This window comes from Gluconacetobacter diazotrophicus PA1 5 (assembly GCF_000021325.1).
Taxonomy (GTDB): Bacteria; Pseudomonadota; Alphaproteobacteria; order Acetobacterales; family Acetobacteraceae; genus Gluconacetobacter; species Gluconacetobacter diazotrophicus.
Genome location: NC_011365.1, coordinates 2,921,228 through 2,943,518, shown reverse-complemented (window position 1 = coordinate 2,943,518; position 22,291 = coordinate 2,921,228). Strand labels below are relative to the sequence as shown.

The 22,291-nt window shown below is 67.2% G+C and carries 18 protein-coding genes and 1 tRNA gene; 10 read left to right on the top strand and 9 right to left on the bottom strand.

Annotated features, from left to right (window positions below):
• Positions 1-15: 15 nt before the first annotated feature.
• The 3 genes from GDIA_RS13450 to GDIA_RS13440 form a co-directional block, all read right to left on the bottom strand.
• Positions 16-90 (bottom strand) — tRNA-Thr (locus GDIA_RS13450).
• A gap of 85 nt (positions 91-175) precedes the next feature.
• Complete coding sequence (dksA, locus tag GDIA_RS13445) at positions 176-589, bottom strand: RNA polymerase-binding protein DksA (RefSeq protein ID WP_012228583.1); 414 nt, start codon at positions 587-589, stop codon at positions 176-178.
• A gap of 175 nt (positions 590-764) precedes the next feature.
• Complete coding sequence (locus tag GDIA_RS13440; protein ID WP_012554489.1) at positions 765-2,363, bottom strand: efflux transporter outer membrane subunit; 1,599 nt, start codon at positions 2,361-2,363, stop codon at positions 765-767.
• Between the two features lie 186 nt (positions 2,364-2,549).
• On the opposite strand from GDIA_RS13440, the gene GDIA_RS13435 reads away from it, so the two are divergent.
• The 7 genes from GDIA_RS13435 to panB all read left to right on the top strand — a co-directional run bounded on the left by GDIA_RS13435 (position 2,550) and on the right by panB (position 11,034).
• Entirely contained in the window at positions 2,550-3,230 is a 681-nt protein-coding gene (locus GDIA_RS13435; RefSeq protein ID WP_012228581.1) for a TetR/AcrR family transcriptional regulator, read from the top strand.
• A gap of 282 nt (positions 3,231-3,512) precedes the next feature.
• Positions 3,513-3,695 carry a hypothetical protein gene (locus GDIA_RS13430; RefSeq protein ID WP_012554488.1) on the top strand — a complete coding sequence of 61 codons (183 nt, stop codon included), beginning with the start codon at positions 3,513-3,515 and terminating at the stop codon, positions 3,693-3,695.
• 30 nt (positions 3,696-3,725) lie between these two features.
• On the top strand, positions 3,726-4,634 hold the full coding sequence (locus tag GDIA_RS13425; RefSeq protein ID WP_012228575.1) for a YihY/virulence factor BrkB family protein: 909 nt from the start codon (positions 3,726-3,728) through the stop codon (positions 4,632-4,634).
• Positions 4,635-4,773: 139 nt separating this feature from the next.
• A complete protein-coding gene (locus tag GDIA_RS13420; protein ID WP_012554487.1) occupies positions 4,774-7,509 on the top strand; it encodes a mechanosensitive ion channel domain-containing protein in 2,736 nt (911 codons plus the stop codon).
• Positions 7,510-7,519: 10 nt separating this feature from the next.
• Positions 7,520-9,544: an AsmA family protein gene (locus GDIA_RS13415; protein ID WP_012554486.1), complete on the top strand. Its 2,025-nt coding sequence runs from the start codon at positions 7,520-7,522 to the stop codon at positions 9,542-9,544.
• A 38-nt stretch (positions 9,545-9,582) separates the two neighbouring features.
• Positions 9,583-10,161, top strand: a complete 579-nt coding sequence (locus tag GDIA_RS13410) for a GNAT family N-acetyltransferase (RefSeq protein WP_012228569.1) — start codon at positions 9,583-9,585, stop codon at positions 10,159-10,161.
• Positions 10,162-10,203: 42 nt separating this feature from the next.
• On the top strand, positions 10,204-11,034 hold the full coding sequence (gene panB / locus GDIA_RS13405) for a 3-methyl-2-oxobutanoate hydroxymethyltransferase (RefSeq protein WP_012228567.1): 831 nt from the start codon (positions 10,204-10,206) through the stop codon (positions 11,032-11,034).
• Here the strand turns inward: panB and GDIA_RS13400 are convergent.
• Positions 11,011-12,357 carry an amino acid permease gene (locus GDIA_RS13400; RefSeq protein ID WP_012554485.1) on the bottom strand — a complete coding sequence of 449 codons (1,347 nt, stop codon included), beginning with the start codon at positions 12,355-12,357 and terminating at the stop codon, positions 11,011-11,013. The two genes, panB and GDIA_RS13400, sit on opposite strands and share 24 nt — an antisense overlap.
• A 130-nt stretch (positions 12,358-12,487) precedes the next feature.
• Positions 12,488-13,261: an SDR family oxidoreductase gene (locus GDIA_RS13395; RefSeq protein WP_012228563.1), complete on the bottom strand. Its 774-nt coding sequence runs from the start codon at positions 13,259-13,261 to the stop codon at positions 12,488-12,490.
• 182 nt (positions 13,262-13,443) lie between these two features.
• On the opposite strand from GDIA_RS13395, the gene GDIA_RS13390 reads away from it, so the two are divergent.
• A complete protein-coding gene (locus GDIA_RS13390) occupies positions 13,444-14,346 on the top strand; it encodes a LysR family transcriptional regulator (RefSeq protein WP_012228561.1) in 903 nt (300 codons plus the stop codon).
• 69 nt (positions 14,347-14,415) lie between these two features.
• Complete coding sequence (locus GDIA_RS13385; RefSeq protein WP_012228554.1) at positions 14,416-14,844, top strand: DUF1810 domain-containing protein; 429 nt, start codon at positions 14,416-14,418, stop codon at positions 14,842-14,844.
• 164 nt (positions 14,845-15,008) lie between these two features.
• Here GDIA_RS13385 and GDIA_RS13380 read toward each other — a convergent pair whose 3' ends face one another.
• The 3 genes from GDIA_RS13380 to GDIA_RS18730 form a co-directional block, all read right to left on the bottom strand.
• On the bottom strand, positions 15,009-15,845 hold the full coding sequence (locus GDIA_RS13380) for an IS5-like element ISGdi1 family transposase (protein WP_012222260.1): 837 nt from the start codon (positions 15,843-15,845) through the stop codon (positions 15,009-15,011).
• Between the two features lie 303 nt (positions 15,846-16,148).
• The gene (locus GDIA_RS13375; protein WP_012223140.1) at positions 16,149-17,492 is read right to left on the bottom strand and encodes an IS1182-like element ISGdi13 family transposase; all 1,344 of its coding nucleotides are present in this window, start codon (positions 17,490-17,492) and stop codon (positions 16,149-16,151) included.
• Positions 17,493-17,918: 426 nt separating this feature from the next.
• On the bottom strand, positions 17,919-18,341 hold the full coding sequence (locus GDIA_RS18730) for a very short patch repair endonuclease (RefSeq protein ID WP_231854368.1): 423 nt from the start codon (positions 18,339-18,341) through the stop codon (positions 17,919-17,921).
• Positions 18,342-18,643: 302 nt separating this feature from the next.
• On the opposite strand from GDIA_RS18730, the gene GDIA_RS13370 reads away from it, so the two are divergent.
• On the top strand, positions 18,644-20,881 hold the full coding sequence (locus tag GDIA_RS13370; RefSeq protein WP_231854166.1) for a sensor histidine kinase: 2,238 nt from the start codon (positions 18,644-18,646) through the stop codon (positions 20,879-20,881).
• Between the two features lie 254 nt (positions 20,882-21,135).
• On the opposite strand, the gene GDIA_RS13360 is transcribed toward GDIA_RS13370, so the two are convergent.
• Positions 21,136-22,253 (bottom strand): IS3-like element ISGdi11 family transposase gene (locus tag GDIA_RS13360; RefSeq protein WP_157864127.1). Its coding sequence is split into 2 segments (ribosomal slippage): positions 21,136-22,001 and positions 22,001-22,253, totalling 1,119 coding nucleotides; the frame shifts between segments, so codons are not numbered across the junction.
• Positions 22,254-22,291: the final 38 nt, after the last annotated feature.

The window sequence follows — 22,291 nt, the reverse complement described above, 5'->3', positions numbered from 1 at the left end:
AATGTAGGAAAATCATGGTGCTGCTGGACAGGATTGAACTGTCGACCTCTCCCTTACCAAGGGAGTGCTCTACCACTGAGCTACAGCAGCAGCGTGGGACGGGTTCCTACCGCCTCTGCCGGTGGGTTGCAACCCCCCTCGGCGAGAAAAGGCGACGGACCCGGCCCGGGGGTGGTCAATCGTCGCGGTGGATCTTTTCCATCCGCTCGTGCCGCTCCTGCGCCTCGATCGACAGGGTGGCGATGGGGCGCGCTTCCAGCCGCTTCAGGCCGATCGGCTCGCCCGTTTCCTCGCAGAAGCCGTAGGACCCGTTCTCGACCCGCAGCAGCGCCTGGTTGATCTTGGAGATCAGCTTGCGCGCACGGTCGCGGGTGCGCAGTTCCAGCGCGCGGTCGGTCTCGACACTGGCGCGGTCGGTAATGTCGGCCTCGTGAATCCCGCCTTCGGACAGGCTCGCCAGGGTCTCATCCGCTTCCTTTAGCAGATCCGCCCGCCACTTCAGCAGCTTCTGGCGGAAATATTCCACCTGTAGCGGATTCATGAATTCCTCGTCTTCCGAGGGGCGGTAATCGGGAGGCAATGTGATCATGATACGCGTCCTTGACTTTCGCCCCCGGGCAGGACCTCGGCCGGCGAGGCCTCGCCGGACCGGGGCCCGCCGCGAAACGGGCGGCTTATACGCTGCCGACCGCCATCCGCCAAGCCCGAAGACTTGCAAAACGGCCCGGACCATCCCCGCACGCCGCGTCCGGCCCGAATCGGCCTCATGCCGGGGGGGCCGCGCCGGGCGCGGCACCGGCCAGGCGGGCCGGGGCCGCCATCTGGACCGGGAAGGTATTTTCCCACCCGCCGCCCAGCGCGGAATAGAGCTGCACCAGATCGGTCGACAGGCTGGCCGTGCTGCTGGTCAGGTCGGTCTGCGACCCCAGCACCCGGCGTTCGGCATCCAGCACCGTCAGGAACGTCACCATGCCGTGGCGATACTGGTCGCGGGCCAGGTCCAGCGACCGCTGGTCGTCGGCCACCTGCCGCGCCAGGCTGTCATGGCGCATCTGTTCGTCACGATACGCGGTCAGGGCGTTGTCGACCTCGTGCCAGGCGCCCAGCACGGTCCGGCGATAGGTGATCGCGGCCTCCTGCTCCGCCGCGTGGCGCAACTCAAGCTGCCCGCGCAGCCGCCCGCCCTGGAAGATCGGCAGGCTGATCGACGGGCCGACATTCCACGCCCGGGCATTCCAGAATCCGAAATCGCGGAAGGACAGCGACTGGAAGCCGAATCCGGCGTCGATGGTCACGCGGGGATAGAACTCGGCCACTGCCTCGCCCACCTGCGCGGTGGCGGCATGAAGCTGCGCCTCGGCCTGGCGGATGTCTGGGCGGCGGCGGGCCAGTTCGGACGGCACGCCGGCCGGCACGCGCGGCGGCACGGGCGGAATGTCACGGTCGGTCAGCAGTTCGCCGGCCAGGGCGGACGGCGGCGCCCCCAGCAGCAGGCTCAGCGCGTTCACCTGCAGCGCGATCTGCTGTTCCATCTGCGGAATGCGCGCGGTGACGGAATCCAGTTGCGACTGCGCGCTCTGCACGTCCAGTTCGCTGACCAGGCCCGCCTGGTTGCGCTGGCGGCTGAGGTCCAGCGAGCGGGACGCGGTGTCGCGATTGTCCAGCAGGATGCGCAGTTGCGCCTGGGCCTCGCGCAGGGCCACGTAATCGCGGGCCAGTTCGGCCATCTGCGCGGTCAGCACGCCGCGCCGTTCCTCGACCGAGGCCTGCAGGTCGGCGCCCGCCGCCTCGTACTGCCGGCGCACGCGGCCCCACAGGTCGACCTCCCACGTCGCGTCGATGCTGTCGCGCCACTGGTCCAGCAGCGGAATGGTGAACTGCCCGGACTGGTCCGCCAGGTTGACCCCGCCCAGCGGCAGGTTGCCGGACTTGCCGACATCGCTGACGATCCGCTGCAATTCCTTGGTGCTGTATTGCGACCGGGTGTACGACCCCGCGGCGCTCAGCCCCGGATAACGCTCGGCCCCGGCAATCCGCAGTTGCGACCGGCTCTGCGCCAGACGGGCGGTGGCGATGGCGACGGACAGGTTCTGCCCGGCCACCCGGCGTTCCAGCGCCGACAGTTCGGGATCATGGAACACGTCCCACCATGCGGGGTCGGGGGCGGCATCCGAGATATCGCTGCTGACAGGCGGCCTGGATGCCCCAGAGGTCGACCCGGGGGCTGAACCCACCCAATGCTGGCCCGCCCAGTGCGGCGGCGCCCAGGCCACGGGCTTGTGGAAGTCCGGCCCGACCGCGCATCCGGTCGCAAGGACCGACAGCCCGACGATCGCCGCCCGCCAAGAATGTCCCCTATGCACCAGACGGCCCCCTGTTACGCTTCGATCCCGCCATCGCCCTATCGACAGGACAGGAGGCGGTATGACATCATCCACCAAAACTGACCGACCCGTTCGGTCATTACCGCCACCCTATCGGCTTTCCTCGGCGGGTCAATCCGTCCGGACCGGGAAAGCAACGCACCGACCACCGGAGAGACCACGCACATGCCAGCCGCCCCGCCCCCCACCGCGCCGGACCTGCCGGGGGCATCGGCCGCCAAGCGGCAGCAGATCCTGGAAGGCGCCGGGCGAATCTTCGCGGCGCATGGATACGAGGGCGCCAGCATGTCGCAGATCGCGCGGGGTGCCGGCGTGTCGAAGGGAACGCTGTATAATTACTTCGACAGCAAGGCGACCCTGTTCGCCGCCTTCATCCAGCAATGCGCGTGCGAGAAGCTGCCCAGGCTGTTCGAGACGATCGGCGAGGAACGCACGCCCGAGGACACGCTGGTCGGCATCGCCACCGCGATGATCCACCTGACCACCTCGCCCCTGTCGCTGATGCTGAACCGCATCATCGTGTCCGAGGCCGCGACCTTTCCGCACCTGGCGGAAACCTTCTGGCAGGTCGGGCCGCAGAAGGCGATCGGCATCCTGGCCGACTGGCTGACCGCCCGCACGCGCGAGGGCACGCTGACAGTGCCCGACCCGGTCCTGGCGGCGGAACTGTTCTATACGCTGTGCCAGACCCGCATCACCGGGCGGAAGCGGATGCAACTGCCCGTCGATTCCGACCCCGACCACATCGCCCTGATCGCCCGGGCGGTGACGCGCATGTTCCTGAACACGTTCCAGACCGGCAAGGGGCCACCTGTCCCCGAGCCGCACCCACACGTCACGGCTTGATCTGGATCAACGTTTCGCCACGCCATACGCAGCATCATGGCGGCGGAGCGCTTCCTGCACTCCAGATCATGTGGGAAACCGGGGCCCTCGGGTTCCGGTTTTTCCGGGCTGCCGCCTGGTCGCGCCGCCCCACCATCACGCTTTCGTAATCGCATGGGCGGGACGGAACCGCCCCTGCCGCCACCTGTTTCGATCTGCGGGCGCGACGCATGCGCCGCCGCTCGCCGACCCAGCGGCGGCACGGCGTCCCGCCTGCAACCCGATCGGATGGCGAGGCCCCCCATGACGATAACCGCCCCCCGACCGGCGCCGGAAGGCGCCCTGCCCGACAGCGCCGTGATCACCCTTGTCTCACGCCCCTGCGCCACGGTCGCGATCCGCGACATCATGCCCGGCGTGCAGGCCGAACTGAACGCGGTGGGCGACATCATCCGGTTGCGCCTGACATCGGACTGGAACGCCTGAGCACCCCGCCCGGCATCCGCGAGCATCGCCATGATCGGGACGGCCTGGGCGGTCATCCGCCAGTCGATCGCGAACTTCATCGATGACGAGGGACTGAGCCGGGGCGCCGCGATCGCGTTCTACACGATGTTTTCCATCGTGCCGGTGCTGGCGATCATCGTGGACGTCGTGGGCGTCCTCTATGGCGCGGAGGCGACGCGCGGCGCGGTGTTCGACCAGATCCGCGCCGTGATGGGGCCGGACAACGCCGGGGCATTGCAGGACATGCTGATCGCATCCCACCGCAGCCCGGCCAGCCTGCCCGCGCGGATCGCCACCGTGGCCATGCTGCTGGTCACGGCCACCGGCGTCTTCGGGGAATTGCAGACCGCCCTGAACGTCGTCTGGCGGCATGACACGGCGGACGGCATCGCCGCCCGGCCCGCGGCCGCCCCCCCGCCCGATACGCCCCCGCCCGCGACTCCCCCGCCTGCCACACCCTGGATGACGGCCCTGCTGTACCAGCGCGTACTGGCGCTGGGGCTGATCGCCGCCCTGGCCGGCCTGCTGCTGGTGTCGCTGACGGTGAACACCGCGCTTGCGACCCTGCTGGGCCATATACACTGGAACTTTCCAGGCCAGGTGCGCCTGGTCCAGGCGCTGAACCTGAGCCTGTCGTTCGGCCTGGTGATGACGCTGTTCGCCGCGACCTTCCACCTGCTGCCGGACCACGAACTGGCCTGGCGCGACATCTGGACCGGGGCCGCCATCACCGCGCTGCTGTTCATGATCGGCGAGACCCTGATCGGCCTGTATATCGGCAACCTGGTCTCGGCCACGTCCTACGGCGCGGCCGGGGCGCTGATCGTCGTCATGCTCTGGATCTATTATTCGGCACAGATCTTCCTGCTGGGCGCGGAATTCACCCGCGCCATAGCGGCACGCCGCACCGGCTCCTGACAGCCTGGTTGCGCAGGCGCGCGGGTGGGCGGTCCGGCCCGCGACCACCCCAACGGGCAACCTTCACGGCGCGCGGCACGTTTTCCACCACATCTGCCCGCGATCGCGGGCCACCGCCCGCCCATCCCATGGAGGTTCCATGCCTGCCGACGCATGCGCCTGGCAACGCCCTGATTCTTCCATCATTCCCTTCCGAAAGCCGGCTGCGATCCTGGCGGCGGCCACCCTCCTGCTGGCCGGCATCGCGGGCGGCCCGGGCCTGACGTCCCCGGCCCGCGCGCAGGACACCGCGCCGCCGGCCACGCGCCCGGCCGCCCCCCCACCATCCTCCCTGCCGGCCGAATCGCGGCCCCTGCCGGACCAGGCGCAACTGCGCCACCTGCTGCGCACGCTGGACGACCCGGAGCGCCGCGCCGCCTTCGTGCAGGACCTGCGCACCCTGGCCACCCTGCCGCCGGGCGCCGCCCCCGCCATGGGGGTCCCGGTCGCCCCTGCACCCGTCTCGGCGCCCGCCCCGGCGCCAGCGGCGGCCCCCGCCCGGGCCCCGGCACCGGCGGCCCGGACCGCCCCGGCAGCGCCCGCCCCCGCCACGCCGGCCCCGGCGGCCCCGGCCGCCCCACCGGCGCAGCAGAAGATCGCCCTGGCACCCGGCAGCCTGGGCGCGCAGACCCTCCACGGCCTGACCCTGGCCGCCGGCACGCTGGGCCAGCGCCTGAGCCGCTTCGGCGCCCTGTTCGCCGACCTGCACATCGTGGGCGTCTGGATACGGCACATCACGACCCCCGGGGCGGCCCGCACGCTGCTGGCCGCGCTGTCCTGGCGGCTGGGCCTGGCCATCCTGGCCGGACTGGTCGTCGAACGCCTGCTGGCCGTCCCGCTGGACCGGCGCGTCGCCCGCATGGACGCGTACCTGGCCACGCGCCTGCCCCCCATCTCCACCGCGCCGCCCGAACCCGCCTTGCCCGAGCCGTCGGATGCCCCCGCCCCCGACCTTGCGGAACGCGGCACGGATGCCGATGCCAACCGCGACGGGCCGGAACCCGACCTGGCCGAGGCCGGCCCGCCGCCCGCCTCGGACATCGAGGCCGCCCGCGCCGCCGACGCCCAGTCCCGGCGCCGCGCGCTGCGGCTGCTGCGGCTGCTGCCCTGGATCGCCCTGCGCCTGGGGCTGGACATCCTGCCGCCCGCCGCCTTCTTCGGCGTGGCCAGCCTGGTGGCGAACAGCCTGACCGCCGGCCTGGCCGACGGGCCCCGGCTGCTGGCGATCATGCTGGTCGTGATCAACGCCTATGCCATCGGCCGGCTGGCGGCCCTGGTGCTGGGGGTGCTGCTGTCGCCCGGCCTGCCCCACCTGCGCCCGCTGCCGCTGCGCAACGACACGGCGCGGGTGCTGCTGTGGTGGGCGACCGGGCTGGTGGCGGTGCCGGTCACCGCCCTATGCCTGATCGATATCGGCGACATGCTGGACCTGCCCGAACCCGGCCAGGACGCGATCGGCCGCGTGATCCTGCTGGCGGAACACCTGCTGCTGGCCGGGCTGATCCTTCAGGTCCGCGTCCCGATCGCCCGCATGCTGCAACCGTCGCGCCGCCTGCGGTCGCGCTTTACCGGCAGCCTGTTCGACGGGCTGGCCGAGCGGTGGTGGATCGTGGCGCTGATCCTCGACTTCGCGCTGTGGCTGGTCTGGGCGGCGGAAATCCCCGGCGGCTATGTGCGGATCTGGCGCCTGTTCGCCATCGCCGCGGGCGTCCTGATCGCCTTCCGCATCGTGGCGTCGCTGCTGTTCGGGCTGCTGGACCGCCTGTTCCGCGCGCCGGAGGACGCGGAGCAGCCCCTGTCCGACCTGTCGCGGCGCGGCGCGCGCTATTACCCCTATGTGCGGCGGACCCTGTCCTGGATGCTGGCCATCGCCGGCACCGTGGCATTGCTGCAGGCCTGGGGGCTGCCGGCCTTCGGCTGGTTCGGCACCGGGCAGATCGGCCGGCGGCTGATCTCGGCGGCCGCCACCATCCTGGTGGCGCTGGCGATCGGCATCGTGATCTGGGAATGGGTCAACACGGTGCTGGACCGGCAGATCACCCGCTATACCAGCAGCGCGCAACCCATCCGCGCCATGCGGCTGCGCACCCTGTCGCCCATCCTGCGGACGATGCTGATGGTCTGCCTGATCGTCGTGGTGGCCATGACGGTGCTCAGCGAGATCGGGCTGAACATCGCCCCGCTGCTGGCCGGCGCCGGGATCATCGGCGTCGCGGTCGGCTTCGGGTCGCAGAAGCTGGTGCAGGACTTCATCACCGGCATCTTCCTGCTGCTGGAAAACGCCATGGAGGTCGGGGACACGGTCACCGCCGGCGGCCTGTCGGGCACGGTCGAGACCCTGTCGATCCGCACCCTGCGCCTGCGCGCCTCGGACGGGTCGGTGCACATCATCCCCTTCAGCGCGGTTTCCACCGTCACCAACACCAATCGCGGCCTGGGCAACGCCTCGGTCTCGGTCGACATCGCGCCCGGGCAGGACATCGACCACGCCGCGTCCGTGCTGACCGACATCGTGCACGACATGCGCGGCGACCCGGACCTGGGCCCGGGCATGCTCAGCGACCTGCAATACTGGGGCGTGAACGCCGTTTCCTCCCAAGCCGTCACCCTGCTGGGCCAGATCGTGTGCACCGACGCCGCGCGCTGGCCGGTCCAGCGCGCGTTCAACCGCCTGCTGGCGCTCCGCTTCGCGCAGGAAGGCATCCGCATGGCCCGCCCGGTGCAGCAGGTGGACCTGGTCCCGCCCCCGGCCCTCCCCGCGCCGGATACCTCCGACGCCGATGCCTCCGGCCCTGATACCTCCGCCACCCTCCCGCCGACACGGCGTCCGGCATGAAAGGCACCCCATGAGCAAAGCCCCGTCCAGCCGCCCCACCGGCCCGCGCCGCGGCCTCCGGCCCTGGCTGATCGGGCTGGGCAGCCTGGTCGCCCTGATCGTCGTGCTGATCCTGGTCTGGTCGTGGGACTGGTTCATCCCGCTGGTCGATTCGCGCGCCAGCGCGGCACTGCACCGCCGCACCACCATCGCGCACCTGCATGTGCGGCTGGGCCGCATCGTGACCGTCACCGCCGACGATTTGACGATCGACCAGCCGGCGGGCTTCGAGGATGAAAAGCAGCCCTTCGCCACCGCCCGTCACGCCACCGTCGCCATCGACGCCTGGGACTGGCTGCGCCACGGCACGCTGTCGCTGCCCCTGATCGCGCTGGACGGCCCGCGCGCGGATATCGTCCGCCGCAAGGACGGCCCCGGCAACGCCACGACCAGCAACACCACCATGGGGCCGCCCGCCCAGCCCGGCGCGCCCGCCACGAAATGGCCGACGATCGGCGAGTTGCGCATCACCGACGGCGCCCTGCGCGTGGCCGACGCCCCGCTGCGCGCCGAAATGGCGGCCACCCTGCACACCACGCCCCCCAACCCCGCCGAAGGCGATCGCGGCCGCATCGTGGTGGACGCCACCGGCCGCTATGCCGCCCAGCCGATGACCCTGCATGCCGTCGGCGGCGCGCTGCTGGGCCTGATGGACCCGGCCCACCCGTACCCGCTGGACGTGACGGTGCGCAACGGACCCACCACCGCCGCGCTGGCCGGCACCATCGACGACCCGTTCCATTTCGCCGGCGCCCGGCTGACGCTGCATTTCAACGGGCCGGACATGTCGCTGCTCTATCCGCTGACCGGAATCCCCATCCCCGTGACCCCGGCCTACGACCTGACCGGACGGCTGGACTACAGCCGGCGCATGATCCGCTTCACCGACCTGCGCGGCCGCCTGGGCTCCAGCGATATCGGGGGCGCGATCAGCGTCGATCCGCACCAGGCGGTCCCCTTCGTGGACGCCACCCTGCATTCGCACCGGGTCGACCTGGTCGATCTGGGCGGCTTCATCGGCGCCCGGCGCAAGGGCGCGAAAACCCCGGCGGAGCAGGCGGCGGAAGCCAAGGACCCCAACGTGCTGCCCGACACCCCGGTCAACATCCCCAAGCTGCGCGCGATCAACGCGCACATGGTCTATCACGGCGACCATATCGAAAACCGCCGCGTGCCGCTGGACAATATCGACGCCGACATCCGCATCGACAGCGGCACGATCGACGTCAGGCGCCTGAATTTCGCGGTGGGCAACGGCACGCTGGCCAGCGTCGTCACCCTGACGCCGGCGGCCGGCGGATTCGCCGCCAGGGCCCGCCTGGACTTCGCGCATATCGACCTGTCGCGCATCATGCAGGCCACGACCGGGACCGGCGCGCGCGGCATCATCGGCGGCCACGCCACCCTGGCGGCCACCGGCAATTCGCTGGCCAGCCTGCTGGCCCACGGCACCGGCGGCCTGACGCTGGTGCTGGACCAGGGCGGCGACCTGTCCGCCCTGCTGCCCGACATGCTGGGCCTGCGCCTGGGCAATGCCGTGCTGTCGGCACTGGGCCTGCCGCAGAAGACCGACGTGCAGTGCTTCATCGCCGACCTGCCGCTGAACGAGGGCATCGTCCAGACCCGTACCCTGCTGTTGCAGACCGGTTCCACCCGCACCCTGGGCAGCGGCACCATCGACCTGCGCCGCAACGCGATCGACTACGCGCTGACCACCCGGTCGCTGCACTTCACCGTCGCCTCGCTGCCCGGCGCGTTCCACATCACCGGCCCGCTGAAGGACCCGACCGTCCTGCCCGGCGCCGAGGTCATCGGCCGCGCCGCCGCCGCCGCCGGGCTGGGCGTCGTCATGCCGCCCCTGGCGCTGCTGCCGACCATCCAGTTCGGCGTCGGCGAGGGCTCGGTCTGCGCCCGCGCGGTGCAGGAGGCCAATGCCAACCCCGCCGCCGGGATCGCGCCGGGGGCGTTGAGCCATCCCCGGAAAAGGAGGAGATAAAAGGAAGCAGAAGACTTCGATTCGTTCAGGGACCTCGTATGACTGACATTATCCGCCCGGCGTGCGACGCCGATGCCGCCGCCCTGCCGGAACTGGAGCGGACATCGGGCGAGGTGTTCCGCGGCATCCCCGACCTGGCATGGATCGCGGATGACGACGTCATGCCCGCCGAGGCCCACCTGGCCGCAATCCGGGACGGCACCTGCTGGGTCGCGGCCGACGCCACCGGCATTGCCGGCTTCCTGACCGCCCGCGCGGCCGTCGAGGACGGGACCGGCCCGGACTCCGGCCGCCCGGTGCTGCATGTCTGGCAGATGGCGGTGGCGCCGGGCCGGCAGAGGCGCGGGCTGGGCCGCCGGCTGCTGGACCACGCCGCCGCCCACGCCGCCCGCCATGCGTTCGCGTCCCTGACCCTGACCACGTTCCGCGACGTACCCTGGAACGGCCCGTTCTACGCCCGCACGGGCTATGACCTGCTGGCCGACGCGGCGCTGACCCCGCGCCTGCGCGCCATCCTGAAGCAGGAGGCAGCGCACGGCCTGCCCCCCGCCCGGCGTTGCGCCATGCGGCGCACCCTTCCAAGTTGCGCCATGCGGCAGATCCTTCCAAACAGCTAACCCCGACGCCCCCGACGCGTCCGATCTTTCGCGGAGCCCCCGATGCGCATCACCCTCTTCGACGTGCAGGCCATGAAGCCCGCCGGCCAGCGGATCGCCATGCTGACGGCTTACGACCACCCCTCGGCCGTGCTGGCCGAACGCGCGGGCGTGCCGATGCTGCTGGTGGGCGATTCGCTGGGCATGGCGGTCCACGGCTTCGACACCACCCTGCCGGTGACGCTGGACGACATGATCCGCCACGCCCGGGCCGTGGTGCGGGGCACCAGCCGCGCCCTGGTGGTGGCCGACCTGCCGTTCCTGACCTACGCGACCGAAGCCGACGCCATCGCCTCCGCCCGCCGCGTGATGCAGGAAGCCGGGGTCCAGGCCCTGAAGCTGGAGGGCGGCGCCACGATCGCGCCCACCGTCCGCCGCCTGACCGAACTGGGCGTGCCGGTGATGGGCCATCTGGGCCTGACGCCGCAATCCCAGCACACGCTGGGCCTGCGCGTGCAGGCCAGACAGGCCGCCGAGGCCCGGCGCCTGCTGGACGACGCCCTGGCCCTGCAGGATGCCGGCGCGTTCGCCATCGTGCTGGAACTGGTGCCCACCGAACTGGCCCAGGCCGTGACCCGGCGGCTGCAGATCCCCGTCATCGGCATCGGCGCCGGCGCGGGCTGCGACGGGCAGGTGCAGGTCTGGCACGACATACTGGGCCTGTTCCCCGGCAAGTCGCCCCGCCACGCCAAACGCTTCGCGGAAATCGGCACCGCGATCGAGGACGCGCTGCGCGCCTACGTCAGTGAAGTCCAGTCCGGAACCTTCCCGACCGAGGCGCAGAGCAGCAGGATGAAGCCCGACGAACTGTCACGGGCGCTGAACGCGGAATAGACGCTCCCGCGCCAGCAGCAGGCCGCCCAGCCACACGGCGTCCAGCGCGAAGGGCACGTACAGCCGCCCGACCCACACGATGTCCAGCCCGATGGCCAGCAGGAAGGCGATGGCGACCAGGTTGCTGGCCGGCGCCCACGGCAGCGCCGCCACCCGGCGCGTGCCCGCGCCCGCCCCCGCCCCACCGTCGGCGCCGCGCCGATAGGCCAGGTGCGCCGCCATGATCGTGACCCAGACGAAGATCAGCAGGAAGGACACGCCCTGGATCGCGTAGCCGAACAGCCGGTCGGGCAGGAAGTAGTTCAGCACCACCCCCGCCAGCACGGTAACGAACGAGGCCGCGAACGCCAGGGCCGGCACGCCGTTCGCGGCCCGGTCGCGCAGCCGGGCCGAGGCCATGCCGCCCTCGGCCAGCGACGCCAGGGTCCGGCTGGTGGCATACAGCCCGGTATTGCACGATGACAGCGCCGCCAGCGCCATGACCGCGTTGATGGACGCGGCCGCCGTCGGCAGGCCCATATGCGTGAACGCCAGCACGAACGGGCTGTGCGTCGCGTCGGCCTCGCCCCACGGCACGATGGCCATGATGATCGCCAGGCTGCCGACATAGAACACGACGATGCGCCCCACGATGCCGTTGACCGCGCGCGGCAGCACGCGCACGGCGTCCTCGGTTTCCGCCGCCGTCAGGGCCACGACCTCGGTGCCGCCGAAGGCGAACAGCGCCATCGGCAGGATGGCGGCGAAGCCCGCCGCCCCGTGCGGCAGCATCGTGCCCGCCTGCCAGATATGGGCGAAGGATGCGCCCGGCCCCGCCAGCCCCACATGCAGGACGATCGTGGCCAGCCCGCACAGGATCAGCGCCACGATGGCCCAGATCTTGATGATGGCCAGCCAGAATTCCATCTCGCCGAACGTGGCGACGGCGCGCGACCCCACGGCCAGCAGCACCCCGCCCAGCACGGCGGCGACCGACCATTGCGGCACGGCGGGAAACCAGTAGCGCACGAAGATCCCGGCGGCGGTGATTTCCGAAATGCACACCAGCGTCCAGATCAGCCAGTAGCTCCAGCCGGTCAGGAATTCCATGCGCGGGCCCAGATAGCGCCCGACGAACGCGTTCAGCGTCCGCCCCCCCGGATCGCTCAGCGCCAGTTCCGCCGCCGCCCGCCCGATGAAGAACACGATGATGCCGCACAGCACATAGGCCACCAGCACGGACGACCCCGCCTGATGGATCGCCCCGCCCGAACCCAGGAACAACCCCGCCCCGACCGACCCGCCCAATGCCATGAACAGGATATGGCGCTGCTTCAGACCCAAGAACCCGCTCCCTTGACTCGCCGGGCCCCCACATCGTTGCGCCGCCCGAACCACGCGCACCATAGACACGGCCCGCGGATCCGACAAAGCGGCCCACGGGCGCCGGCGCGCGCGTCCCGGCCGGGTCGGGTTACCTGGTGGTGTAGCCGCCGTTGATCAGCACCGTCTGGCCGGTGATCCACCACCCGTCGGACACCAGGAAGCGGATGAAGGGGGCCACGTCCGCGATATCCGTCAGCCCGGTGGGGCTGAAGGCCGACAGCGCCGCCGCCTGCCTGTGATAGGACACGGCCTCCGGCGCTTCCTGCCCGTAGAAGAACGGCGTATCCATCGGGCCCGGCCCCACCGCGTTGACCGAAATGCCCCGCGCGCCGAATTCCTTCGACGCCGCGCGCGTGAAATGCTCCACCGCCGCCTTGGTGCCGGCATAGGTGGAATAGAACGGGGTGTACGCCCCCAGCAGCGACGTCACCAGCGTCACCAGCTTGCCGTTGTCGTTCAGGTGCAGGCCGGCTTCCTTGATGAAGAAATAGGCGGCCCTGGTGTTGATCGCGACCATGCTGTCGAATTCGGCCTCGCTGGTCTCCAGGATCGGCTTCTTCAGCACCCGGCCGACGGTGTTGATCGCGATGTCCGGCCGCCCGATCGCGGCGATGGTGTCCGCGAACAGTGCCGCATTGGCCCCGGCCTGCGTCAGGTCGGCCTGGAACGCCACCGCCTGCGCCCCGGCTGCCCGGATGTCGGCCAGCGTCCGCTCGGCCTCGGGCCGGGTGGCGTCGCTGTTGTAGTGGATCGCGATCGCCCGCGCGCCCTGCGCCGCCAGGTCGCGCGCGATCAGCCCGCCCAGGTTCTTCGCCCCGCCGGCGATCAGCACCGTCTTTCCGGTTATACCGTGATCGGCCATGTCATGCCTCCCTCTCCCGGCGCCCGCTGGACCGCAGGCTCCCGTCAGGGGGACAGTATCATCCCGAAATCGGCGATAAACGCGCCATTCCAAACAACACCTGTCGCGGAATCCGAACAAACCGGACATGCTGGCAGGAAGGGGACACCCTTCCCCGCAGCACGCTTTCCCCGGAGCACGCCTTGGACCGGATCGACCTGTTCCGCATCTTCGCCCGGGTGGTGGAAACCGCCAGCTTCACCCGCGCGGCCGACACGCTGGGCATGCCGCGCTCATCGGTGTCCACTGCGATCCGCGATCTCGAGGCCCGGGTCGGCACGCGCCTGCTGTCCCGCACTACACGCATTGTCGCCCCCACACCGGACGGCTCGGCGTTCTACGAGCAGTGCGTCCGCCTGATCGCGGACGTCGAGGATGCGGAAAACCTCTTCCGCCGCGACGCCGCCGGGCCGCGCGGCGTGCTGCGGGCGGACATGCCCGGGCGCATCGGCCGGCTGATCGTCGCCCCGGCCTTGCCCGACTTCCTGGCACGCTATCCCGCCATCGACGTCGAACTGGGCGTGACCGACCGGGCGGTGAACCTGGTCGAGGACGGGATCGACTGCGCGCTGCGCGTCGGCCCGCTGCATGATTCCGCGCTGATCGCGCGCCGGCTGGGCACCCTGCGGCTGATCAACGTCGCCAGCCCCGCCTACCTGGCGCGGCACGGTGTCCCGCTGGCCCCCGCCGACCTGCCGGGCCATTGCGCCGTGCGCTACGCCTCGCCCACAACCGGCCGCATCGAGGACTGGGAGTGGACCGAGGACGACACGCCCCGCACCCTGGCCCTGCCCGGCCGCGTGACGGTGAACAGCGCCGAGGCCCAGATCGCCTGCTGCCTGGCCGGGCTGGGCCTGATCCAGGTCCCGGCCTACGACGTCCGCCCGCACCTGGACGCGGGCACGCTGGTCGAAGTGCTGCCCGACTGGCGCGCCGCCCCGCTGCCGATGAGCGTGCTGTATCCGCACCGCAAGCACGTCGCACACCGGGTCCGCGCCTTCATCGACTGGCTGGCCGACCTGCTGGCACCGCATCTTCAGGCGTGACCGAATGATTTGACTGCCGGCGGACATCGCGTGCAGCGTCCGTCCCGACAGTGAACGGGGATTCAGCCCATGACCGACCCTTTCCATCTCGAACGCTTCGTCACCGCCCAGACCGACAGCTTCGACACGGCGCTGGCCGAAATCCGGCACGGCGCCAAGCGCAGCCACTGGATGTGGTTCATCTTCCCGCAGATCGCCGGGCTCGGCACCAGCACGATGGCGCGGACCTACGCCATCCGCTCGCTCGACGAGGCACGCGCCTATCTCGACCACCCGGTCCTGGGCACGCGCCTGCGGCAATGCGTGGCCGCACTCCACGACCTGCCCCCCACCACCGCCGAAACCGTATTCGGCAACATCGACGCCGCCAAGCTCCGCTCGTCGCTCACCCTGTTCATCGAAGCCGGCGCCGACGCACCATTCCAGACAATGCTCGATCGCTGGTTCAAAGGCCACAAGGACGAAGCAACCCTCCGGCTATTGGCGAACCCCGCCTGACCGTCTCCGCCGGCCGATACGATCAGGAAGCAGGCCCCCGACTGGCGCGACCGGGATCTCAACGCCAGTTCCATTCCCATTTATATTCACCATCGCAATGGCGTGGCGCCAGGTGTGCGAATTTGAGGGCTCGGCCACGCCTCAGAGCCCGATCCGAAAGTTCTTCAACCGTGACAATGCCTTGCTGTCCGTCGTGTGAGCATTCGGATCGAGGCGATCAATGTCCATGCGGTTGAGGAAGCAATGGATTGTTCCCAGTCTTTGGCGAGCCGCCTGCACCGTCCCAGCCATGCGAATGTCCGTTCAACCACCCAGCGGCGCGGCAGGATCTGAAAGCCCTTCGCCGTATCGGACCGCCTGATGATTTCAAGGGTCCATTTTCCCATGGAGGCGAGCGCGGATCGCAATTTGTCGCCAGCATAGCCGCCATCAGCGAAGATGTGGCGCAGCCAGGGAAAGCGCCTGCGTATCGCTGCCAGGACATCAACAGCCCCATCACGGTCCTGGATGTCGGCGGCATGAACGAGGAGAAAGATCAGGAAGCCGCAGGTATCCGTCACAATATGGCGCTTGCGGCCCTTGACCTTCTTCCCCGCGTCATAGCCCGAAAGCCCGCCACTTTCCGTGGTTTTCACCGACTGGCTGTCAATCACGCCCGCGCTCGGAGAGGCTTCACGCCCCTCGATCTCGCGCAGGCTCATGACCAGCACCGTATTCATGACTTCGAACACTCCGGCACCACGCCAGGCGTAAAAATAGCGCCTGACGGTCGAGACCGGCGGAAAGCATTTCGGCAGCAGGCGCCACGCACACCCGGCCGAGGCTATGTAGAGCATCGCGTTGACCACCTCGCGCATATCCGTAGTGCGGGGGCGACCGCCCCGTTTCGCCGGGGGTACAAATGGCATGATCAAAGCCCACTCCCCGTCCGTCATATCCGATGGATATCGCAACCCTTCCCGGCTATGTTCACGTCGGGCAATACCAGTCCATGTCACCATTCACTCCATCTCTTCGCAAAGACGGATGAATCACAACAGGCTGGTATTGTTCAAAAACTTTCGGATCGGGCTCTCAGAAGCGGACGTCAGCTTGGACAGCGCGTAAGTCCGACTTGGCGGGACGTAGGTCCGAAAGGGGGGGGATTCGGCCTGTCCGCTTTGGAGCGCCCAAACTATGTATCCTGCCGTTCAGTCAGCTGCGTGTGACAGTCGCTGTGCGTCCCAATGCCGGTCGTCTAAGATTGTCTAGCAGGCTGTCGGATTGGGCGCTGCCGTAGTGATGAGTGACGGCGACGACGGCGTTTATGCGGCCGTCAGTCGCGTGATCCTACGGCAATTATATGCGAGGGCGACGAGCGTCCATTCTGTTGCGACGTTGGGGAGGCCACGGAGATGGAAACGGGTGAAGCCCATGGCGCTCTTGATGATACCGAAGACCGGTTCGACGGTCTGCTTGCGTAAGGCGTAAAGGGCTTTTGCCGGGTTCTGTTGCAGCCTGGCCTTCATTTCCAGGCGCCAGGGCTCGGTGATCCGGCGCGGCTCCCTGGGTGGCGGTTCTGGCCGGAAGTCATAAGGGCGCCGATTCACAGGGCGTCCGATGGCGACCAGCGGGTCCACGCCGCTGGCCTGCAACGTTTCGACGGCTTTGCCGCTGGCGAAACCCGTGTCGGCGAGGACGGTTCGTGGCAGGCCGATCCTCTCCTCCATACCCAGGATGGTGGCGGCGAAGCTGGGCGCGTCCGCCGTCGTCGCAACGACGCCATTTTCCAAGATCAACTGGCTGCCCTCGGCACAAACCACGGCCTGGGCATTGTAGGCTTGCCGGTATTCATGCGCGTCGGAGCGGCGCATCAGCTTGCTGTCCGGATCGGTCAGGTTGATCTGCCGGTCTGGTGGCGGTTCATCGTCCGGTTCTTTCGGCGGCCGACCGCGCCGTCCCCGCTTCGCATCAAAAGCTGCCTTCTTGCGCTCATATTCTGGTCGGGCGGTCTTGGCCTGCTCGCGGGCTTCCGCCTCCAGTCGCGCACAGGCTTCATCCAGCTTTGCCTTCAGAGCCTCCCGCCGGGCCAGTTCCTCCGGCAACGCCTGATGATCCACATCGGTTGTATCCGCCGCCTCTGCCCGTTCCATCAGGGTGGAGATATCGGTGGCCAGTTTCTCGCGCAGCTCTTTCGCGCGATCATAACGAATGGAACGGTATTTCGAGGCATTGGCATCGATCTTCGTGCCGTCGATCGACACCGTGCCAAGCCGCACCAGTCCCGTCTCGCGTGCCAGCAGGAGTACATGCATGAACGCTGCCTCGATCGCCGTGCGGTTGCCGCGCCGGAACGTCGCGATCGTGTCATGGTCAGGATGCAGGTTCGCCGCCACAAAGCGCATACCGATATCACGATATGTCGCCCGTTCGATCCGACGCGATGAGAACACGCCGTTCGCATAGGCGTAAATCAGCAGCGCCAGCATCAGGCGCGGATGATACTGCGCCTTGCCGCCAGTCCGCACAGGAACGGAAAATGCCCTCAACGGCACCCGCTCTACCGCCGCCACGATGAAATGCGCCACATCGTCCGACGGCAGCCATGACTTCAGATCCGGCGGCAGAAGATACGGCTGCGATCGATCAAACGGAATGAAGCTGCTCATCCTGAAAGCTTACCGCAGATCGCCAGAGCCAGGTACCCCAACCCGACAGCCTGCTAGACGCTCCCCGAAAGCGGACATGCGCAAGGCGTGGTGCCCCCAAGATCAAAAATGCTAGGCATGGCTTGATGCGGGCTATCGTACTGAGCTCCGGTTCTCCTGCCGGACGGTTCTGTTCGCACCTATTGCGCGGTTCGCCGGGATCGCGCAGCCCCCCGGTTTAATTCCCAGTTTCCTCTGTTCCCGCGTCGGGATCGTCGAAACCGCTGACGTCGGAAAAAGCCGTCCAGCCGGCTGGAGTCGCGCCGTTGTGTACCCCGCCCTGCGAGAGCACTTTGTGATCATCGTGATGCGCTCGTTGTGACCCTTCATCTATATGATCGGCGTCTGGTAGCGCGCGCGGGAGGCGAGTGCGGTCGATGCTGGCATTCATCCAGTCTGTGGCAGAACCCCGGCTATGCTGGTGATAGTTCTCTCGCGTATTTGCGCCGCCAACTGGGTGGCCGTTGGGCTCAAGCGCGACTTAGCGGAAAGCTCGCACTCCCAGATTACAAAAACGTTCCAGCCTAACTCCTGGAGCTCCCGCATGACCTTCCCATCGCGGGCAACATTTCGGTCGAATCTTGCAACCCAAAAGTCAGTATTCGACTTTGGCGTCGATGCAACCTTGCAACCGGGATGGCGGTGCCAGAAGCAACCGTGAACGAATACCGCGGCACGATGGCGTGGTAGTACAATATCAGGGCGCCCGGGCAATCCTGCGCCACCTAGGCGGAAGCGTAACCCGAGCCGGTGCAATGCCCGTCGGAGCGCGATCTCTGGCTTCGTGTCCTGTGACCTGATCCGCCCCATGCGGCGTGATCGTTCCAGAGGCTCAAGGAAGTCTGCCAACTTGCCTCCTGCGTGCGACCGTGCAAAAGAGACAGATGGGTAGGGAAAGTCAGTTTTCCCATGCTGGCTGTTCGGGGCAACTTACGATCCACATTACGGGCTTAAGCCGGATCAGGCCAACTGGGTGGGGTAACCGTGGCGGTTCATTGTTTTGTGGCTGGATCAAACTACGTTAAGTTGTCAGCATGACAACACGAGAATCCTTCCGAGTCAGCTCGCATCTTAAGGACATTATCGGGCGCGATCTGGTCACGAACGAGTTCGTGGCGATTTTCGAGTTGGTGAAGAACTCATTCGATGCCGGGGCGACGAGGGTCGACATCGAGTTTGATCCGGGTGAGGCTTCCATCACCATCGTCGACGATGGCAAGGGGATGACGTCGACGGATATTCGCGACAAGTGGCTATTCGTCGCCTACTCCGAGAAGGCACTTTCAGCTTCAGATAACTATCGTGACAAGATCGCGTTCGCGGGGAGCAAGGGGATTGGCCGCTTCGCATGCGACACGCTCGGGGATGGCTTGGAACTCTATAGCCGCACCGAAGGCGGCAACTGGATCTCAAGGCTTGAAATCGACTGGACGCGCTTCGAACAGGATAGCACTGAGGAGTTTCAGGAAGTCGAAGTCGAACTTGGGACGGCGCCATCGTTTCCCAGGATCGCAAATGCCGAGCCTCCACCCCAGCATGGAACGATGCTCGTCATTAAGGGCACTCGGCAGGAGTGGAACGAAAACGCCATCCGCCGGTTGCGCAGGGATCTTGCTAAGCTCATCGACCCATTCGGTACGACCAGTCATGTCGCCGTCTCGACCTGGCTGGTAGATGGGTCCGAGGAGAGGATGGAGGGCGTCGATGGTCCGGTAGGGAATAACATTGCTGACATACTCAGGGAGAAGACAAGCCGGATCGAGGTAACCGTCGCGGACGGCCGTGTTGACACGACGCTTTTCGATCGTGGTCGGAAAATATATGCAATCCGTGAGCCTTCTCCCTATGACGAACTTACTGACTGCCGCGTCGAAGGGCAGGTATACTTCCTCAACAGGTCAGCTAAGCATACTTTTACGTCTCGCATGAGCGTGCGGCCCGTGGAGTTCGGGAGCGTTTTCCTTTTCCTAAATGGGTTCCGTGTCTCGCCAATCGGCGATGAGTTTGACGACACCCTCGGATTGAACCGCAGGAAGCAGCAAGGCCAATCCCGCTACCTTGGTACGCGCGACATCATCGGGCGGGTTGATGTAACAGCGCCGCCCAAGATGTTCCGAGAAGTGTCGAGCCGGGACGCGGGCCTGATCGAAGATGCGCGGAGTCGCGCGCTGTATGAAGCGATCCGCCGTCATATGATCTTCCGGCTTGAGCGTTATGTGGTCGGCGTGAACTGGCAGGACAGGCCTGATCAAGACCGTGATACATCCGAAGGCCTTGAAACTGACCGGGCACGCGAGCGCGTCCTTGGTATAGTTGGTTCGCTTGCGCGATCGAAGGACGTCGAAATCCTGTACTACGATACAGAACTCGTCCGCGTGGCCGACGATCCCGACAAGATCACTGACGATGCGCTCAAGGCGATGTCGGCGGTTGCGGAGAGCCGCAGCGATGTCTCCTTGCTTGGCCAGGTAGAGGAAGCGAGGAGGCGGATCGCTGAATTGCGGGCGTCGCGCGACGAAGCTCGCCAAGCCGCCCTGCGCGCGATGGCGGAGCGGGCCACCGCCGATGCGCGGATTGCGGCGCTAGAGAAGCAGGCAGCGTTCCTCGGGAGCAGCCAGGATGTCGATGTCGAGCGCATCCAGTTGCTCATGCACCAAGCCACGATACACCTCGGGCATGTGCGCGCGGCAATCGAGAACATGGCGCATGAGGTGCGGAACATTCTGGCTGCGGCCGTGATGCCAAAAGAAATCGATGACCTCGGGGACGTCGAGGATCTGCTCGCCACGATCCGCCAGTCCGCCCGTCGTGCATCGGTCTCGATCGCCGGCGCAAGCTTATCCGGGGATCGCTTGCGCACCGTTCTGTCATTTGCACCGAACATCCGTGTCGATTTGGAAACCGACAAGGTGCACGGCGACTTGCTCCAATTTCTCACCGAGTATTTCGAGGTTCGCCTTGTTGGTATTCCTGGCATGCCAGCCGCTACCTTTGATGCCGCCAATCTGGCGCTGGAACGGGAATTCTCCCCCGTGGACGTAGCAGTTCTCGTCGACAACCTGCTGGATAACGCACGCAAGGCGAAAGCGAGCAAGATCGAGTTCAAGGCCACGCGCAAGGGGCAGGACTCCGTGCTTATCAGGGTCATCGACGATGGCCTGGGTATCGACAGGCGCAAGGTCGACCCGTCCAAGATTTTCGAGCGGGGCTATACCGGTTCTGCCAACGGCACTGGACTAGGCTTGTACAGCATTCGCCAGATAGTCGAGGGAATGGGCGGCACCATCGAGCTTGCAGGAGATGGAACGCGAGCTGACTTCGACATCGTTGTCCCGGGGGAACGGCAATGAATCTCGACCTAGGAATCCTATGGATAGAGGATTCGTTTAGCCCAGAGGAGGAGCAAGCACTCAAGCGCAGGGTGCAAGATGCGGGCTTTCTAGCGCGCATCGAAACAATTCCAAATGGGACCGGGATCGATGACCTCTCGCGTAAGCACCAACTCTATCATATGTATGACCTCATCTTGCTGGACTACCGCTTGCGCGACGAGAAAGGTGATGAGCTAGCGCCGAGGGTTCGTGACCCTGCCCCGAACGTGCCCTCAGTTTTGAGTTAGGGTCTGTGTATTGTTGTATGCCTTGGTGGCGTGTTGAGCGAAAGCCTCTGGCGTCATGCCATTGAGGCTGGTGTGAGGCCTGACGGCGTTGTAGTCGGCCCGCCAGTCCTCGATGACCGTCCGAGCGTGGGCGATGTTACGGAACAGATGCTCATTGAGGCATTCGTCGCGGAACCGGCCGTTGAAGCTCTCGACGAACCCGTTCTGCTGCGGCTTGCCCGGTGCGATATAGTGCCACAGCACCGATCGCTTCTGCTGCCAGGCCAGGATCGCGTTCGATGTCATCTCGGTGCCATTGTCGCTAACGATCATCAGCGGCCAGCCGCGATGCTCGCCGATCCGGTCGAGTTCACGACCGAGGCGTTCGCCTGATAACGAGGTGTCCGCCACCAGCGCCAGACATTCGCGCGTGTAGTCGTCGACCACCGTCAGCACCCGGAAGCGCCGTCCGTTGTTCAATGCATCCGAGACGAAATCCAGGCTCCAGCGCTGGTTCGGCCCGTCGGGCAGCATCATCGGCGAGCGCGTGCCCAGCGCCCGTTTCCGGCCGCCACGCTTGCGGACCGACAGCCCCTCTTCGCGATACAGCCGGAACAGCTTCTTGTGGTTCATCGTCATTCCTTCCCGGCCGAGCAGGATATGCAGTCGCCGGTAGCCAAATCGCCGTCGCTCCCCAGCCAGTTCGCGCAGCCGCCCGCGCGCTGCGGCATCATCCGGGCGGCGTGACGCATAGCGCCAGGTCTTCGGGTCCATGCCGATCAGCCGGCAGGCCCGTCGCTGCGAATACTCTTTCTCCCGGATCGCCCAGGTCACGGCTTCCCGCCGCAAACCGGGCGTCACGAGTTTTTTGCCAGTAGTTCCTTCAGCGTCGAGACGTCCATCACGCTCTCCGCCAGAAGCCGCTTCAGCTTCGCGTTCTCTTCTTCAAGAGCCTTGAGGCGCCGCGCTTCCGACACCTCCATCCCGCCGTATTTCGACCGCCAGGTGTAGAAGGTCGCGTCACTGATCCCGTGCTTGCGGCACAGATCCGCAGCCGTAGCGCCCGCCTGATGCTCTTTCAGGACCCCGATAATCTGGTCCTGCGTAAATCGCGCTTTCTTCATCGTCTGTCTCCAGTGGACAGACCTTACTTCAATGCGAG

Excerpts from the sequence above, each read along its gene's own strand:
- dksA (WP_012228583.1), bottom strand. The coding sequence starts at position 589 with ATGATCACATTGCCTCCCGATTACCGCCCCTCGGAAGACGAGGAATTC.
- GDIA_RS13435 (WP_012228581.1), top strand. The coding sequence starts at position 2,550 with ATGCCAGCCGCCCCGCCCCCCACCGCGCCGGACCTGCCGGGGGCATCG.
- GDIA_RS13430 (WP_012554488.1), top strand. The coding sequence starts at position 3,513 with ATGACGATAACCGCCCCCCGACCGGCGCCGGAAGGCGCCCTGCCCGAC.
- GDIA_RS13425 (WP_012228575.1), top strand. The coding sequence starts at position 3,726 with ATGATCGGGACGGCCTGGGCGGTCATCCGCCAGTCGATCGCGAACTTC.
- GDIA_RS13420 (WP_012554487.1), top strand. The coding sequence starts at position 4,774 with ATGCCTGCCGACGCATGCGCCTGGCAACGCCCTGATTCTTCCATCATT.
- GDIA_RS13415 (WP_012554486.1), top strand. The coding sequence starts at position 7,520 with ATGAGCAAAGCCCCGTCCAGCCGCCCCACCGGCCCGCGCCGCGGCCTC.
- GDIA_RS13410 (WP_012228569.1), top strand. The coding sequence starts at position 9,583 with ATGACTGACATTATCCGCCCGGCGTGCGACGCCGATGCCGCCGCCCTG.
- panB (WP_012228567.1), top strand. The coding sequence starts at position 10,204 with ATGCGCATCACCCTCTTCGACGTGCAGGCCATGAAGCCCGCCGGCCAG.
- GDIA_RS13395 (WP_012228563.1), bottom strand. The coding sequence starts at position 13,261 with ATGGCCGATCACGGTATAACCGGAAAGACGGTGCTGATCGCCGGCGGG.
- GDIA_RS13385 (WP_012228554.1), top strand. The coding sequence starts at position 14,416 with ATGACCGACCCTTTCCATCTCGAACGCTTCGTCACCGCCCAGACCGAC.
- GDIA_RS13380 (WP_012222260.1), bottom strand. The coding sequence starts at position 15,845 with ATGGTGACATGGACTGGTATTGCCCGACGTGAACATAGCCGGGAAGGG.
- GDIA_RS13375 (WP_012223140.1), bottom strand. The coding sequence starts at position 17,492 with ATGAGCAGCTTCATTCCGTTTGATCGATCGCAGCCGTATCTTCTGCCG.
- GDIA_RS18730 (WP_231854368.1), bottom strand. The coding sequence starts at position 18,341 with ATGGGGCGGATCAGGTCACAGGACACGAAGCCAGAGATCGCGCTCCGA.